Genomic DNA, 17,118 nt, shown 5'->3' with positions numbered 1-17,118 from the left:
ATTTTGGAAAGAAGCAGAAACAGGTTTAAACTGAAAGACAATGTGGATATACTCATGGCACTTTTGATCGTAATGGTAGTCTTTATGATCATAATTCCACTTCCGGCAAAATTACTGGATATATTCATTGCATTTAATATAACGCTGTCCATAGTTATAATACTTTTGACTATGTTTACTACGGAAGTACTTCAATTTTCAGTATTTCCCACATTGCTTTTGATAACTACACTTTTCAGACTGGCACTGAATATTTCTTCTGTAAGGCTGATACTCAGGGATGCCTATGCAGGGGAAGTTATAAATTCTTTCGGAGAGTTTGTAGTTGGCGGAAGTTATATAGTTGGAGTAATAATATTTTTGATAATAATCATCATACAGTTTATTGTAATAACCAATGGTGCCAACAGAGTGGCAGAGGTATCTGCCAGATTCACGCTGGATGCAATGCCTGGAAAACAGATGAGTATTGATGCGGATTTGAATTCAGGTTTGATAGACGAAAAGGGAGCCAGAGACAAGAGAGCAAAACTTCAAAGGGAGGCGGACTTCTATGGAGCCATGGATGGAGCTTCTAAATTTGTAAAAGGAGATGCCATAGCTGCTCTGGTAATTGTAGTTATAAATATAATAGCTGGTATAATCACAGGTATAGTTGTGAAGGGCATGGATGCCTCCCAGGCTGCCCAGACTTATACTAAGCTGACCATAGGAGATGGACTCGTGTCTCAGATTCCGGCACTTCTCATTTCTACAGCTTCAGGTATACTTGTAACCCGTTCTGGAAGTGATGAGGATTTTGGAACCATGGCTGTAAAGCAGCTGCTTAGTTTTCCCAAAGTAATAGCCATAGCCGGTGCCGTACTGCTTTTCCTTTCCATGATACCCGGTCTTCCACATATGGCATTTTTAATACTTGCAGCAGCTTGTATTATAGCAGCCTACCTGCTGCACAAAGATGAAAAGCAGCAGCTCGTACAACAGGAGGCAATGCAGAGTCAGGAAATGACTGAAATAGAAAATAAGGAACCGGAAAATGTTATGAATCTAATATCCGTGGAACCTATGGAGATAGAGATAGGCTACGGGCTGATACCACTGGCTGACGAAAGCTCGGGAGGTGATCTTCTCCAGAGAATAACTTCAGTTAGAAGGCAGTGTGCAATTGAAATGGGAATAGTAGTACAGCCAATTAGAATCAGGGATAATCTGCAGCTTAAGACAAATGATTATGTGATAAAGATAAGGGGTACTGTAGTAGCTAAAGGTGAGCTCATGCCAAATATGCTGTTGTGCATGGATCCCACTAATTCAAACAGTGATATCCAGGGCATAAGTACTACTGAACCTTCCTTTGGACTTCCAGCTATCTGGATAAACAAGGATCAGAGGGAAGAGGCTGAAATAAAAGGACTGACTGTAGTGGATCCTACTACGGTACTGGTGACGCACCTTACGGAAACCATCAAGAATCATTCTTATGAACTCATGGGAAGGCAGGAAGTTAAACTCATACTGGATTCCGTTAAGGAAAAATATCCTACTGTAGTTGAAGAACTCATACCGGATCTACTGACCATAGGAGAAGTTCAAAAAGTGCTGCAGAACCTTTTGAGAGAGAGAGTATCTATAAAGGATATGGTTACCATTCTGGAATCCCTTGCGGATAATTCCAGAAATACAAAGGACATAGAGCTTTTAACGGAATATGTACGCTTTGCACTGGGAAGAAGCATATGTAATTCACTTATAGATGATAAGGGGGCAATTTCTGTAATTACATTGTCCCAGGATCTGGAGAAATTGATAGGAAGCAATATTCAAAAGTCCATGCAGGGATCTTTTCCTGCGGTGGATCCGGATACTACAAGCAGGATATTGAAATCCCTCAGAAAAATGCTGGATTCAGTTTATTTTTATGAAAATCAACCTGTAGTTTTGGTTTCGCCTAAAATAAGGGCACCTTTTAGAAGATTAATTGAGATGGTATTTCCAGCAGTGAACGTACTGTCATTGAATGAAATACCAAATGATGTGGAGATAAAGACTGAAGGGGTGGTTTCAATATAATGATTGTTAAAAAATATAAGGCCAACAGCATGAATGAAGCTATTACCAGGATTAAATATGAGCTGGGCAGCGAGGCTGTTATAATAAGTCAGAGAAAGATAAGGAAAAAAGGCATATTGGGGTTTTTCTCCAAAAAAATTCTAGAAGTAACTGCTGCTGTGGACAATAGAAAAAAAGAAGATAATATGAATTACGGTATTAAAACCATAAAGAGAATATTGAATAATGGAATAAGAAATGAAGAATCTGAAAATAGCAGTTTGAAACAGAACTCCAGCATGACAGGAGGTGTCTATGAAGACAGTATAGTAGAAAAAAATAATGATGCACTGGTAAAAGAAGTGCATCAGATGAAGGGCATGCTGGATAAAATGATGAATAACCCTTATGGAAATATCGGCAAAAGTGAACTTCAGGTAAAACTTGAAAACAGTGATTTAAATGAAAATGTAATAAAGAAGATATTGAGCAGCATAAATATTATGGAAGATGATAGAAAAGATGAGGAAAAATTAAAAGAAGTAGTACAGAATATGATAAAAGTGGATAGTGGAAAGCTTTCCCGTGCAGTGGTGTTAATAGGACCTACTGGTGTTGGAAAGACCACCACTATTGCTAAACTTGCAGGCAGAATGGCCCTTATTGAAAAGAAGAAAATTGGACTTATAACAATAGATACGTACAGAATAGGGGCTGTGGAACAGCTTAGAACTTATGCGGATATAATGAATATACCCTTCAAAGTAGTACTTACCATGAAGGATATGGAGAAAGCCATCGAAGACATGGGAGACTGCGATGCTATTTTAATAGATACTACGGGAAGAAACAGCAAAAATAAAATGCAGATATCGGAGCTGAGGGCATTTATAGATAAAGTCAAAACAGATAATATACATTTAGTGATAAGCTGTACTACTAAAAACAGGGACATAGATGCCATAGTGAGCGGCTATAGACAATTGAAATATAATTATGTAATAATCACAAAATTGGATGAAACTTGTACTTATGGCTCAATATTAAATATTCTGCAGTCTGCTAAAAAGCCTATAAGTTTTGTAACTACAGGCCAGAATGTACCTGAGGATATAAAATCTATGAGTTCTGAAGAATTGACGAAGTTGGTATTGGGAGAGGATATCATATGCTAGACCAGGCTGAAAAATTGAGGAGACTGGCTTCAAAAGGCAAAGAGGTAAAAAAAGATTTTTCCCAGTGTGCTGCAAAACCTACAATAATAACAGTTACCTCCGGTAAAGGAGGAGTGGGTAAAAGTAATTTTGTGGTTAATACAGCCATAGCATTGCAGAAGATGAAAAAAAAAGTTCTTATACTGGATGCAGATATGGGCATGGGAAATGATCATGTGCTTATGGGATTTTTACCGAGATACAGTGTGTATGATGTGATCTTTGGAAATAAGAAAATAGATGAAATTATTGTAACAGGGCCCTTTGGAGTGAAATTGCTTCCCGGAGGAACGGGAATATCAAAGATTGAGGAGATAACAAAATCACAGAGAGAGAATTTTATAGAGAAGTTGTCTTTATTAGGTGATTTGGATTATATAATACTGGATACAGGAGCAGGTATAAACAGAGATGTGCTTGGGTTTATCGCTTGCTGCGAAGAGGTTATTGTGATTACTACACCGGAACCTACATCTCTTACGGATGCATATAGCCTGGTTAAAGCTGTAGATCATTTTAAATTGAAGAGTTCAGTAAAAATCGTTATAAATAAGGTCATGAACATTGAAGAGGGCAAAAAAACCTTTAATAAATTTAACAGTGTAGTGAACAAGTTTCTAAATATTTATACTGAATATCTTGGAAGCATGTCAGAGGATAAAAGGCTTATACAGGCAGTTAGGCAGCAAACTCCATTTTTGATAAGCTATCCTAATTCGAAGATTTCCAGAGAGGTGAATTTTATAGCAAATAGGTTGAGTGGAGTTAAAACAGATGAGGGGGGAAAGGGTATCCAGGACTTATTTAAGAGAATTTTTGATATTTTTTCGTAGAAAGAAGGGATAAAGTGAAATGCAATATTGAATTTACAGTGAACAGCAGGATTGAAATAGAGATAGGCGGCGAAGTCTATAAGAGCAATATTCAGGACCTTTCGGACGATTGTATAGGCATAAATATACCCGTAAACAACCATAGATATATAGCTTTAAAAAAGGGTGACAAGATAGCTGCAGTATATTATTCGGGGAAAAACATATATAGCTTTCATACAGTAGTTGTAGGACGAAAAATAGAAAAAATACTTATAATAATGATAAAAAAGCCTACTGAAGTAGAGGTTGTACAGAGAAGAAATTTTGTCAGGGTTCCAATAATTTTTGATGTACTCTGCGCCATGGTACCTGTGAGAAAGGATCCACATAATCTAGATGATCAGGTAAGGGTGTTTAATGCTTATTCTGTAGATATGAGCGGCGGAGGAATGAAAGTAGTTGTAAATGACAAATTGGAATATAAATTGCAAATTGACGATATTATTATGGTAACCATTCCCATGGAAAACGACAGTTTAACTGTAAAGGGGAAAATAGTCAGGATTGACCGAAATAAGGATAATTCAAAATTAATACTTGGGCTGGCTTTTACAGACCTGGATAAAATGAGCAGGGAGAGGATCATAAGATTATTGTTTCAGATAATGCGGGAACATATAAAAAAAGGAGCAAAGGAGGATTAAAATATGGCTTTGGCGAATGAGTTAAATGTAAAAGAAGAGTTAGTAAAAAAATATCTTCCTCTGGTAAAATATATTGCCTCTAGAGTTATAATAGGGAAAAACAAGTATATAGAGTATGAGGATTTAGTGAGTTACGGGATGCTGGGGCTGATGGATGCGATAAACAAATTTGATAAGGATAGGGGCATGAAATTCTCTACCTATGCCTCTATAAGAATAAAGGGCTCCATGATAGATGAATTGAGAAGAAACAGTCCCATTTCCAAAGGATCCATGGACAAGCTTAATAGGTACAATGGGGCGGTGGAATCTCTTCAAAAGGAACTTGGGAGAGAACCTAAGAGTATTGAAATAGCCGATAGACTCAATATATCTCTTAAGGAAATGATGGAAATTGAAAATTATATAAATTATATATCCATAGTGTCTCTGGAGGATTTGATATTTTCAGAGGAAGATGATATTCCGCTTATGGGAACTGTAGAGGATCCTAAAAGTCCAAGCCCTGAAAGAAGTCTGGAGGAAAAAGAAAAATTAGAATATTTAGCCAAAGCTTTAGAACTTTTAAATGAGAAAGACAATTTAGTTCTCACCTTGTATTATTATGAGGGGCTTACATTAAAGGAGATAGGTCATATTTTAAATGTATCGGAATCACGGGTATGTCAGCTTCACGGCAGGGCTATCATGCATTTGAGAAGGGCTATGGTAAAATTAAAATATATGTATAATTAATTGCAGACTTTGATTTTGATAGAAAGGAAATTTTTATGACTTCGATTATATTGATTGCAGTTGGAATAATTCTGATAGCTTTGAATTTAAATGCGGTGTTAAGGGAAAAAAAATCTTTTAGGGGACAGCTGGATATGAGGCAGAATGATATGGAGGATTATAAGATAGAAATTGGAAAAATAAGAAAAGAATTTGCAGAAACAGTATTTGAACTCCAAAAAGAAATCAAGAGCCTGAAAGAGGAAAATAAAAATAATATGGATAAGATGATATTATACGATAGAGCGGGTAACAAAGTGATTGGTGACTCCAGTCCTAAAAAGCACCATCAAGCGACTGAGGTTAAAGCTGAGCCCAAAAAGCACGAAACAAAAGGTGTAAACAATGTTAAGATCGATGAGGTGAGAAATTTACTTCATAAAGACATGTCGATAGATGAAATATCCAAGAAAACAGGTATTGGCAAGGGGGAGGTTCTATTAATAAAAGAATTGTACATAAAATGAAGGAAGTTTTTGATTTTCTCAGTGATAGAAAACTGCTGATAGGTGTGGGAATAGGAATTTTACTAGCTACTTTTATTATGAGTGGAGTTAAAATACAATATCAAATGAGTAAAAGTCAGATTGAAGATAAGGCCAGATCCATGGGAATGCAGTATCCTGATGAAATGAAGGTAATTAACAGCGGAGGTGAAAATAAATGATAAGAAGTTTTTATACGGCGGTGTCTGGAATGATAACTCAGGAGGCAAAACAGGACGTTATAACAAATAATTTGGCCAATGTGAATACTGTGGGATTTAAGGGAGATACGCTGGAGGTGAAACCATTTAATGATGTGCTCTTGCAGAATTATGACAAGGTAGTGGCAGGCAGAAATGTGAGAAATGTCATAGGAGGTATAAGTCTGGGAAGTGGAATAGATTCGGTTAATACTGGATTTACCCAGGGAACTATACAGTCTACTGGTATATCTACGGACTTTGCCATAGACGGAAGGGGTTTTTTTACGGTCAGGAGGCCTGATGGGAATGAATTTTATACAAGAGATGGACATTTTCATGTAAACATAAATGGAATACTTGTGGATGATTCAGGCAATGAAGTTATGGCAAGAGATGCTGCTACGGGCGATATCGGAGCTATAGGTGTAGGTGGTGGAAAGATGACTTCAGATCCCTATGGCAATATAAGTATAAATGGAACTCCCAGGTATAAGATTTACACTGTAGATTTTAATGATTACAATACACTTACTAAAGTGGGAGATAATTTGTATACAGGCACAAATCCTGTGGAATACAATGCGGTGGTAAGGCAGAACTCGCTGGAGAAATCCAATGTAAATGTAGTAAATGCAATGTCGGATCTGCTCACAACCATGAGAAGCTTCGAGACAGATCAAAAGGCGGTACAGTCTATTGATGAAACCTTAGACAAGCTTGTAAATGAAGTGGGGAAAGTATAAATTCAAAGAATAATTGAAAAGGATGGTTTTGTTATGCTTAGAGCTATATGGAATAGTAGAAGTGCCATGAACGCACAGCAGGAAAAACTTGACAGTATATCAAATAATATAGCCAATGTGAATACGGTTGGATATAAAAAGGAAAATGTAGATTTTCAGGATCTGGTGTACGAGACTTTGCACAGGGTTGGGTATCCTACTAATGCAGGAGGAGTAAATACAATTAACGGAACAGGAGTTAAAACTACGGAGTGGATTAGGGATACCTCCCAGGGAAGTATGGTGGAAACCGGACTTAAGACGGACATGGCCATAGACGGAGAGGGATTTTTTAGAGTGGCTTTGCCAAATGGCACATCAGCCTACGAAAGGGCTGGCAATTTTAGCATAGATGCAGCTGGAAATTTAGTTGATCCAGATGGAAACAGGCTTGAGGTAAATCTGACAGCTGAGGGTTCAGCTCTTTTTAATTCAGGTACAGTATTTAAAGAGGATAATTTTACTGTGAATCAAAAGGGTCAGATATATATGAAGATAAATAACAACAGTGTATTGTACGGTAAAATTAACATATACAATACTATTGGGCAGGACTCCATGAGATCCGTAGGGGATAATTTATATGTACCACGAAATGGTGTCCAGATGAATTTAAACAATAATGCCGATATACTACAGGGTTATCTGGAGCAGTCAAATGTGGATTTAGGGCAGGAAATGACAGATATGATACTTGCCCAGAGGTCTTTTGAACTTGCCTCCAAGGGACTTACAACTGCAGATGAGATGTGGGGACTTATAAATAGCATGAGAAGATAACTGCTTCTAAACTCTTATGTAAACATATGGAATGTAACTGCATATAATGTATGGATGTAATATTTTCAGGGGGAGTTAAAGTATGTATAGATGTCCAATTATGGATTCCAATGAATATATCGGAGAAGATGATATGTATGATTGGGATGTCGACTATCCAGTGCAGTATATGTATCCACCTAATATGTATAGAATGTGTCCAATGTTCTTGAATAGTTATTCAAATCCATGCATGAGATGTATAAACCAAAGGGGTTACATGCAGCCGCCAACATATTCGCCAGACTATGGCAGATCAGATAAGATGACAGGATACTACAGACCTGATGATGGTATGTATGATATGGATCAAGATGAATCTGTTGATTTAAATGCAGAAGATAAAAACAGTGAAGATGATAAAAGTGAAAAATTTATAGATCGCGGTGAATCTGGAACTAAAATAAGAACCGTGGACATGTCAGAAATTGAAGACTGACAATTCAAAGATCAAAGTTCAAATGTAAAATATCAAATTTTGAGCTTTAATCTTTAAAAAACAAAGGGAGCTGAATTGCTCCCTTTGTTTTTTATGACAGTGCTGCAGTAAGCGGTGGAATTACCTGTTTTTTTCTTGAGAGAATACCGGGTACATATACACTTCCGTCCTTTAGATTTACTCCAAAGGCCCTGGAAATCACATCTTTCTGTTCTCCCACTACGATTAATTCGGAACCACTCTTTAATATGTTTGTAACCATAAGTATTATCAGATCAAAATTTTCATCCTTACATTTGAATTCCATAGATTTTACTACATCATCTTTTACAGTTTTAAATCCTTCCGTATCCATAGTAGAAACTTGACCGACTCCCAGTTTTGTTTTGGAGATATTGAAAACTTTAAAGTCCTGGTTTAATATTTCTTCTGGAGTTTTTCCCTCCAGGGAAGAACCCGCTTTAAACATCTGTGTGGAAAAAGCTTCAGGCTCTATATCTGCTATAGCAGACAGTTTCTTCAGTGTTGATTTATCAATATCTGTGGAAGTAGGTGATCTGAATAAAAGAGTATCTGAAATTATGGCGGCACATAATAGCCCTGCGGTTTTCTGAGAAGGCTTTATTCCATTTTCAAAAAATCTTGAAGCCACTATGGTTGCAGTACAGCCTATCGGTTCGTTTCTAAAATATATAGGGGAACCAGTCTGTATATCGCCTATTTTATGGTGATCCAGTACCTCCAATATCTCTGCATCTTCCAGGCCGTATACGGATTGGGCCCTTTCATTGTGATCCACAAGTATTATTTTTTTCTTTTTCTGTGATTTGAGATTATCTCTGGAAATATTTCCTATGACCTTGTTTTCGGAATCAACCACGGGATAATTTCTGTATCTTGTTTTGAGCATCACATCTTTTACGTTATCTATGAGATCATGGATTTTAAAAGATACTATATCGTCTTTTTTCATCACACGGTCTACGGGAGTGTTTTGAGGTATGAGTTTGGCAGCTGCATTGGCATCCAATGTATCCATATAATAGGAAGCTATGTCGGATTTGGATGCAATACCTATTAATCTGCCAGAATCATCTACTACGGGCAGAGTTTTTACACTGTTTTTACTTATCATTGCCCAGGCTGTTTTGAGAGAAGTTTTTGGAGATATAGGATTTACACTGTCAATGTCCAGATCAGAAACCTGAGGCTTTACATTTTCCACCAGTTTCTGAGGCTTAACGCCAAAATAATCCAATACAAATTTGGTTTCATTGCTTAAGTCCCCTAGTCTTATGGGAACTGCATTTACTCCCATCTTGTTTTTAAATTCTGCATAAGCTATTGAAGAACATATGGAATCTGTATCCGGGTTCTTATGTCCTGTAATGTATACAACATCATTCATAATTTTTCCTCCTAAGTATATATATGTACAAGATTAACATGCGTATATCAAGTGATTATTATGGATTAATATAAATATTATAACAAAATCCAGAATAATTATCCACCTGTATCCAATTATCAAAGTCCAGAGTTCAAATATAAATTTTGGCGGATTTTCATATTCACCGAAAATCCTCATTGAATTGAGCATTGTGAATTGTCAATTGATAATTGTCATAATAGCACACAAAGGGGGCATATATTTAATTAACGTAAAGAGAATAATTACTTTGGAGGGGTAAAGTTGATTAATGAAAGAGAGATAGAAGGCGGGCTCACCCAGATTGAAGCTGAGAGAAGACTAAAAAAATACGGACCCAATAGCATTGAAAAGAAAAAGGGAATATCTCCCGTAAAAATATTTTTTTCTCAATTCAATGATTTTATAACCTGGATTCTTATAGTTGCCACTGTAATATCCGGATTTATGGGGGAAAAAGCAGATGCGATAACTATTCTTATTATCATAATTATGAATGCTATACTGGGTTTTGTTCAGGAATTTAAAACTGAGAGATCCTTAGAAACTTTAAAAGAACTGGCTTCTCCCACCTCGAAGGTTCTTAGAGACGGTAAAATTAAGATCATAAACGCCCAAGAGCTTGTAATAGGAGATGTAATATTTTTAGAATCCGGTGATAAGGTGCCGGCAGACTGCATTTTGCTGTCTAAAAGCAATTTTATGGTAGATGAATCCCTTTTGACGGGAGAATCGGAAGGTGTGGAAAAAAGCAGTTCAGGAAAGAACAATTCTATATATATGGGAACTGTAGTTATTAAGGGAAAGGGTAAAGCCAGAGTAGTACAGACGGGAATGGAAACTGAAATGGGGAAGATAGCGGGCATGCTTCAGGATATTGAAAAGGACAGATCTCCTCTTAAAGAAAAATTGGCATCCCTCGGGAAAGTGCTTGTAGTAATATGTATAGCAATATGTATTATAGTGACTTTAACCGGTGTCTGGAGAGGGCAGGACAAGTATGAGATGTTTCTGGTAGGGGTGAGTTTGGCGGTAGCAGCTATTCCAGAGGGACTTGCAGCTATAGTTACTGTTGCACTGGCTCTTGGAGTATCCAGGATGTTAAAGAGGAATGCCCTTGTGAGAAAACTGCCTGCAGTTGAAACTCTGGGATGTACTTCCATAATATGCAGTGATAAGACAGGTACCCTTACTGAAAATAAGATGACTGTAAAGGCTCTGTATTTCAATGGGAAAATACGCAAGACCGATGGAGGGGCCTTTTCTGAGAATATGACGATGAAAAAGGCTTTTACATATTGCAACGATTGCAATTTTGACATAAAGAAAGATGATATTTCGGAGGCACTTATGGGGGATCCTACGGAAACAGCTTTAATAAAAGCATTTTTTACAGATGGTAAAACCTTAAAAAAATTCCTGGATAGAGCTGAAAGAGTTTATGACATACCTTTTGATTCTGATAGAAAAATGATGTCTGTCATAATGAAAGAAGGAGTTAAAAAAGTATGTTATGTAAAAGGTGCACCTGAAAGGGTCATTAATAAATGCAGCTATATATTGGATAGAGGACAGGTTAAACTGTTGACATCCAATGAAAAAAGAAAAGTTTTAAGAGCAGTGGAAAATATGACTTCAAATGCCTTAAGATGCATAGCAGGTGCTTATAAGGACAGCGGGATAATTGCCGGGAGATCACTGGAGAGTAATTTGATTTTTATAGGGGTAGCTGGAATTATAGATCCGCCTAGGAAAGAGGCAAAAGATGCTGTATTAAAATGTAAGCTGGCAGGTATAAGACCTATTATGATAACGGGGGATCATAAAAATACAGCTTTTGCCATTGGAAAAGAGCTGGATATATGCAGCTCACAATCTCAGGTTATAACGGGAGAAGAATTGGATAAATTAAGTGATAGAGAACTTTTTGACAGAATACAGCATATTTCTATATTTGCCAGGGTAAATCCAGGGCATAAACTTAGAATAGTTAAAGCTTTTAAAGCTAAAAATAATATTGTGGCCATGACAGGAGACGGCGTAAATGATGCTCCTGCAGTAAAAGAAGCGGATATTGGAATTTGCATGGGAATTTCAGGTACGGATGTAACCAAGGAAGCATCCTCCATGATACTTTTAGATGATAATTTTGCCACTATAGTATCGGCAGTGGAAGAAGGAAGAGTTATTTATGACAATATAAGAAAATTCATAAGATATCTGCTGTCCTGTAATCTGGGAGAAGTTTTAACAATGCTTTTGACTTCTATATTTTACCTGGATACACCTCTTTTACCCATACAGATACTCATGGTGAATTTAGCCACGGATGGACTGCCTGCCATAGCTCTTGGAGTAGATCCGCCGGAAGGAGATATAATGAGTGGAAAGCCAAGGGCCAAAAATGAAAGCATATTTGCAAGGGGTCTTAGTGAAAAGATCATTGTAAGGGGGGCACTTATTGGAGTGTGTACGGTGCTTGCCTTTGTAATAGGTCTGTATTTGGGTTTTGGTCTTAAAACAGCAAGAACCATGGCACTTTGTACTCTTATTATATCCCAGCTGATACATGTATTTGAATGTAGATCTGAAAAACATTCTATATTCCAGATAAGTTTATTCACCAATATATATCTCTTAGCTGCAGTTGCCACATCCATAGCCATGCTTTTGTGCACAGTATATATACCGTTTTTGCAGATGGTTTTTCATACTTCGGCACTTATGATTTCACAATGGTTTATAGTTCTATTTTTCTCTGGCATAATTGCATTTATGAATAGCTTGTATTTATATTTTAAATCAGATAATGCTTAAATCGGACATGATTCAGTTGTATTAAAATTTTATTCACATTTACCAAATTGTAATTAAAAGCTGCTGTAAATTATCATATTTGTTATACAGGTAATACAGAGTAGGTTATAAAGTTAAATAAAAACGTAAAAAATTAAAAAATCAAAAAATTACAATAGTTGATTTTTTAATTTTTTTATGCTGAAATGTAGATAAGCATTATAATGTGAGTGAACATTATTTTATAAATACCAGATCGAAATAGATGTTTTGGTATTAGGAGGAGATCATAAATGGGAGATAGGATATTGGAAAACGTTGAACCTGTTGAAGTATTTAGGTATTTCGAGGAAATCAGCAATATTCCAAGAGGTTCAGGTAATGAAAGGGAAATCAGTGATTATTTAGTTTCCTTTGCAAAAAAACATAACCTGTATGTTATACAGGATGAGGCGTTGAATGTGGTTGTAAAAAAACCAGGTTCTAGAGGATATGAAAACAGCCCAGGTGTAATAATTCAGGGACATATGGATATGGTCTGTGAGAAAAAATCGGGAATAGAACATGATTTTATGAAAGATCCCATTAAATTGAAAGTAGCAGATGATATGTTATACGCAGCAGGGACAACTCTTGGAGGAGACGATGGCATAGCAGTTGCCATGGGACTGGCAGTTCTAGCCTCGGAGAATATAGACCATCCGCCAATTGAATTGGTGGTTACTACTTCTGAGGAAACAGGAATGGATGGAGCGCTGGCACTGGATCCTAAAAATGTGTCTGGCAAGACACTTATAAATATAGATTCAGAGGAAGAGGGGATACTTCTTGTAAGCTGTGCCGGCGGATGTTCCGCAAGGACAAGTATTCCAATAGCGTGGAAAAATATAGATAAAAATTTTGTTCCCTATGTCCTTGAAATTGAAGGATTGAAAGGCGGCCATTCTGGTTCGGAAATACACAAGGGAAGAGCTAATTCAAACAAACTGTTGGCCCGTCTGCTTAAAAGCCTTAGTTCTAAAATAAACTTTAATATGAGTTCTATAGAGGGAGGTTCAAAGCACAATGCAATTGCCCGTGAAGCCAAAGCTGTCATATGTGTGAATAAGAGAGATGAATCCCTATTAAAAGAGGAAGTTTCCAATTTGGAAAAAATATTTAAAGCTGAATTTAAAACTGCTGATCCAGATTTAAAAGTCAATTTAAAGGCTGCGGAAGAAATTCCAAAGAGAGTTATGTCTGCAGAAACTTCAGAAAATATAGTAAATTTCCTGTATTTGATTCCAAATGGAGTTCAGAGTATGAGCATGGATATAGAGGGACTGGTGGAGAGCTCGCTGAACTTGGGAGTAGTTCAAACCAAAGAGAATGGTGTTGAAGCCATAAGTTCAATAAGAAGTTCTGTGGGGAGCATAAAGGAAAATATACTTAATACCATAATTGCCACAGCTGATCTCAACAATGGAAAAGTAACCGTGGAAGCAGCTTACCCTGAATGGAAATACAATCCTGACTCAAAGATAAGAGAAGTTTTTATAGACGTATATGAAAGATTATTTGGTAAAAAACCTCTGGTAACTGCAATTCATGCAGGACTTGAATGTGCACTTTTTGAAGAAAAGTTTAATGGGCAGCTGGATATGATATCTTTTGGACCAACTATGTTTGGAGTTCATACTGCAGATGAACATTTGAGTATACCTTCTACACAGAGAACATGGAAATATCTAGTACAAGTTTTGAAATCTCTTAAATAAATTTTAATATCACTGTAATTGTGATATAATTATCAATTGTGACTATAAAAGGAGGTCCATAATTATATGAATAAAAAATTATCTAAAGGTGCGTACGGCGGCATAGCTGGCAGAGATTATGTTCCGTACGTTTCCAGCGGTTCTAAATCCGGTGGAAATACTGCTGTATTAATAATCGGTATTATTCTAGCTGTACTATTTGCAGCATCTACTGCCTATTCAGGTATGAAAGCAGGACTTACAGTTGCCGCCGGTATACCTGGTTCCATATTGGGTTCTGTATTTATAGCTGTATTTGCCAAACAAAAGGGTATCCTCGGCAAAAACCTGCTTCAGGGTATGTCAAGCGGTGGAGAATCCATTGCCAGTGGTATGATATTTGTTTTGCCGGCAGTCCTTCTGATAGGTTCAAAAGTTTCTTTTCTGGAAGGTTTTGTTGTCGGTGTGGGCGGAGCACTGTTTGGTATAGGAATAGCTTCCCTTGTTTACAATTATCTGATAGTTGAGGAACACGGCAAGCTGATGTATCCTGAGTCAATGGCCATATCTGAGACACTTGTTGCTTCAGAAGGTGCCAAGGAATCAATCAAGTACATGGGAATCGGATTTGGAATAGGAGGTATTTTAACTGTTTTAACCAGTTCATTTCTAAATGTGGCTAACAATGTTGTAAGCTATGTAAATGAATCATTCTACAAGTGGAAATTTGAAATTGAAGTCAATCCGTTGTTATTAGGTATAGGGTTCATAGTTGGCATGGAAGTATCTTTGACCATGTTTGCCGGATCTCTATTATCTAATTTTGCTGTTATGCCTTTAATAGGTTACTTTGCTTCTCTGGGACAAGGTGGTCCATCTGTATGGAATGATCCCAGTGTCACAGTAAATGCCATGCAGGTCAAAGATATAGCAGGCAGTTATGTGAAATATATAGGGGCAGGTATGATGCTCTCCGGCGGCTTGATAAGCGCAATAAGGCTTATACCAACCATAGGATCTTCTATAAAGGCAACTCTCAATGCTAAGTCTTCAAAGGGTGCCGGAAGCTCCTCTGCTGAAAATCTTATATTGATTGGCGGTGTATTAATAGGATTTATAGGTGGTTTTCTGGTATCCGGTGGCAACATAGCAATGGCAGTAATTGTTTCTATTTTATCACTGTTATTATCAATGCTGTTTGTTATAGTTTCCGGCCGTTTAACTGGTACTATAGGAACTTCTAATCTTCCTGTATCTGGTATGACTATAGCTTCTCTGGTTATTGTGACATTATTATTTGTAGGAATGGGATGGAAAAGCATTGGAGACAACAGGTCTCTGCTATTATTTGGTACATTTATAGTTACTGCTATAGCTGCAGCCGGAGGCTACTGTCAGTCACAAAAAGTTACTTTTATAGTTGGCGGTGACAGAAATGAGATGCAGAAATATTTTGCCGTAGCCAGTATAGTTGGTGTTGCAGTAGTTACCGGTGTTATACTATTACTTTCAAGTCAGCTTGCAATGACTGGCGATAATGTGCCCTTTGCACTGCCTCAAGCTAATTTGATGTCGACATTGACTGCAGGTATAATGTCAAGTAAATTACCCTGGGTTATGATAATTGTCGGTGCTGTTATGGGAGGCGTGCTGTTCCTGTTAAAACTTCCTGTGATGACTGTTGCTATAGGATTTTATTTACCTATATCCACGACTTCTATAATACTGATAGGTGCAATTGTCCGTTTATTTGTAGAAAGAAGTTCTAAAACTGAGAAGGAAAAAGAGGCTAAGGTTTCCAATGGTGTAAGCTTATCCTCCGGGCTTGTTGCCGGTGGATCTATAATAGGACTTATCGGTATAATACTTCAGGTATCAGGCGTTATAAAAGGGAATGGCCCAAGTGGGTTTGCCTCTACTAATGGAATGGCATTTATAATGTTGATAGTTCTTGTAATAGCCTCCGTGGTACCTATACTGAGAAGTAAAGTGAAAGATGTTGAATAACGGTAAAGAGGCTTTGAATATAATATTTAAAATTTCGGATAACCTGAAATATGAAGTTGATAAAGAGGGCATTGTGACCATATTTGAAAAACAGGATCATAGGATTCAAAAGTTTTTTAGGAAACTTGAATTCAGAATTCCGGAATATAAAAAAATTACTATGGATAAGTACGGAAGTTATGTATTTCTGCAGATAGACGGTACTAGAACTGTAAAAGATATTGGGAAAAATCTGGAGGTAAAGTACGGCGATAAAGTTTATCCACTCTATGAAAGGTTATTGTTGTTTTTAAATCATATTGAGGTCAATTGTCATTATATAGAAAAAGCAAATCTGTAATAAAAAAGATGGCACTACATTGTAGCTGCCATCTTTTTTTGCATCATTAAGCTATTTAAATCGTTGAACTCTTCTCTGTACTTTAGGTATCTTACCTTCTATAGGCACGAGATCTTTTTTGGTGGACATATTTCTTATATTCAAGAGCTGTATAAATTCTCTCTTCTCTTTTTCCTTTCCTTTGCTTTTCTTTACTTTTCTACTCTTGAGGCCTTGAATTAAGACCAGATTTCCCTGGTTTACAGATATAAAATCAGGTTTTTTAAACCATCTATTTTTACTATAGGAACACCTGACTATGTTTCTGCTCCTTTCAGGTCTTACAAGGAGAGTTACTGATAATTTATTGAATATCCACAGTATAGTTTTTCTAGTTATTTTGGCAGATACCACAGTTCCCTGTACTTGTGTCAATCTGTCACCATATTTTTTTAAATAAGATTTTGTGTAATAGTGCGCAATTTTATCTTTAAGACTCATGTATATACAAACTCCTTCATTACTTTATTTTTATATTAAGTAAAAA

Annotated in this window: 16 protein-coding genes; 14 read left to right on the top strand and 2 right to left on the bottom strand. The window is 36.8% G+C overall.

From position 1 onward, the window contains the following. The first annotated feature begins 3 nt into the window (after positions 1-3). The 10 genes from flhA to J5G60_RS03475 all read left to right on the top strand — a co-directional run bounded on the left by flhA (position 4) and on the right by J5G60_RS03475 (position 8,284). On the top strand, positions 4-2,070 hold the full coding sequence (flhA, locus tag J5G60_RS03520) for a flagellar biosynthesis protein FlhA (protein ID WP_150356371.1): 2,067 nt from the start codon (positions 4-6) through the stop codon (positions 2,068-2,070). Beyond that, positions 2,070-3,224 carry a flagellar biosynthesis protein FlhF gene (flhF, locus tag J5G60_RS03515; RefSeq protein WP_150356372.1) on the top strand — a complete coding sequence of 385 codons (1,155 nt, stop codon included), beginning with the start codon at positions 2,070-2,072 and terminating at the stop codon, positions 3,222-3,224. The genes flhA and flhF overlap by 1 nt, the downstream gene beginning before the upstream one ends. Then, a complete protein-coding gene (locus tag J5G60_RS03510; protein ID WP_150356373.1) occupies positions 3,218-4,096 on the top strand; it encodes a MinD/ParA family protein in 879 nt (292 codons plus the stop codon). The genes flhF and J5G60_RS03510 overlap by 7 nt, the downstream gene beginning before the upstream one ends. A gap of 14 nt (positions 4,097-4,110) precedes the next feature. Next, positions 4,111-4,782, top strand: a complete 672-nt coding sequence (locus tag J5G60_RS03505; protein ID WP_150356374.1) for a flagellar brake protein — start codon at positions 4,111-4,113, stop codon at positions 4,780-4,782. 3 nt (positions 4,783-4,785) lie between these two features. Beyond that, the gene (locus tag J5G60_RS03500; RefSeq protein WP_150356375.1) at positions 4,786-5,517 is read left to right on the top strand and encodes a FliA/WhiG family RNA polymerase sigma factor; all 732 of its coding nucleotides are present in this window, start codon (positions 4,786-4,788) and stop codon (positions 5,515-5,517) included. A gap of 35 nt (positions 5,518-5,552) precedes the next feature. Next, complete coding sequence (locus J5G60_RS03495) at positions 5,553-6,023, top strand: DUF6115 domain-containing protein (protein WP_150356376.1); 471 nt, start codon at positions 5,553-5,555, stop codon at positions 6,021-6,023. Next, positions 6,020-6,223 (top strand): hypothetical protein, encoded by a 204-nt coding sequence (locus J5G60_RS03490; RefSeq protein ID WP_150356377.1) that lies wholly within the window; start codon positions 6,020-6,022, stop codon positions 6,221-6,223. The genes J5G60_RS03495 and J5G60_RS03490 overlap by 4 nt, the downstream gene beginning before the upstream one ends. Next, positions 6,220-6,987 (top strand): flagellar basal-body rod protein FlgG, encoded by a 768-nt coding sequence (locus tag J5G60_RS03485; protein ID WP_150356378.1) that lies wholly within the window; start codon positions 6,220-6,222, stop codon positions 6,985-6,987. Before J5G60_RS03490 ends, J5G60_RS03485 begins: the two co-directional genes overlap by 4 nt. Positions 6,988-7,020: 33 nt before the next feature. Beyond that, on the top strand, positions 7,021-7,806 hold the full coding sequence (locus tag J5G60_RS03480; protein ID WP_150356379.1) for a flagellar basal-body rod protein FlgG: 786 nt from the start codon (positions 7,021-7,023) through the stop codon (positions 7,804-7,806). Between the two features lie 82 nt (positions 7,807-7,888). Continuing rightward, on the top strand, positions 7,889-8,284 hold the full coding sequence (locus J5G60_RS03475) for a hypothetical protein (RefSeq protein WP_150356380.1): 396 nt from the start codon (positions 7,889-7,891) through the stop codon (positions 8,282-8,284). Positions 8,285-8,375: 91 nt separating this feature from the next. On the opposite strand, the gene J5G60_RS03470 is transcribed toward J5G60_RS03475, so the two are convergent. Further along, a complete protein-coding gene (locus J5G60_RS03470; protein ID WP_150356381.1) occupies positions 8,376-9,692 on the bottom strand; it encodes a putative manganese-dependent inorganic diphosphatase in 1,317 nt (438 codons plus the stop codon). Between the two features lie 288 nt (positions 9,693-9,980). On the opposite strand from J5G60_RS03470, the gene J5G60_RS03465 reads away from it, so the two are divergent. The 4 genes from J5G60_RS03465 to J5G60_RS03450 all read left to right on the top strand — a co-directional run bounded on the left by J5G60_RS03465 (position 9,981) and on the right by J5G60_RS03450 (position 16,592). Further along, the gene (locus tag J5G60_RS03465) at positions 9,981-12,530 is read left to right on the top strand and encodes a calcium-translocating P-type ATPase, PMCA-type (RefSeq protein WP_179978261.1); all 2,550 of its coding nucleotides are present in this window, start codon (positions 9,981-9,983) and stop codon (positions 12,528-12,530) included. 272 nt (positions 12,531-12,802) lie between these two features. Then, positions 12,803-14,266, top strand: a complete 1,464-nt coding sequence (locus J5G60_RS03460; protein WP_150356383.1) for an aminoacyl-histidine dipeptidase — start codon at positions 12,803-12,805, stop codon at positions 14,264-14,266. 66 nt (positions 14,267-14,332) lie between these two features. After that, positions 14,333-16,252 carry an OPT family oligopeptide transporter gene (locus J5G60_RS03455; RefSeq protein ID WP_150356384.1) on the top strand — a complete coding sequence of 640 codons (1,920 nt, stop codon included), beginning with the start codon at positions 14,333-14,335 and terminating at the stop codon, positions 16,250-16,252. After that, entirely contained in the window at positions 16,242-16,592 is a 351-nt protein-coding gene (locus tag J5G60_RS03450) for a PqqD family peptide modification chaperone (RefSeq protein WP_179977104.1), read from the top strand. The genes J5G60_RS03455 and J5G60_RS03450 overlap by 11 nt, the downstream gene beginning before the upstream one ends. Before the next feature lie 51 nt (positions 16,593-16,643). Here the strand turns inward: J5G60_RS03450 and J5G60_RS03445 are convergent, their stop codons facing one another. Beyond that, complete coding sequence (locus J5G60_RS03445) at positions 16,644-17,072, bottom strand: hypothetical protein (RefSeq protein ID WP_150356385.1); 429 nt, start codon at positions 17,070-17,072, stop codon at positions 16,644-16,646. Positions 17,073-17,118 lie beyond the last annotated feature (46 nt).

Origin of the sequence: Clostridium sp. HV4-5-A1G (genome assembly GCF_900184915.1) — a bacterium.
Classification (GTDB): domain Bacteria; phylum Bacillota; class Clostridia; order Clostridiales; family Clostridiaceae; genus Clostridium_B; species Clostridium_B aromativorans.
This window is presented reverse-complemented; position numbering and strand designations above follow the sequence as displayed.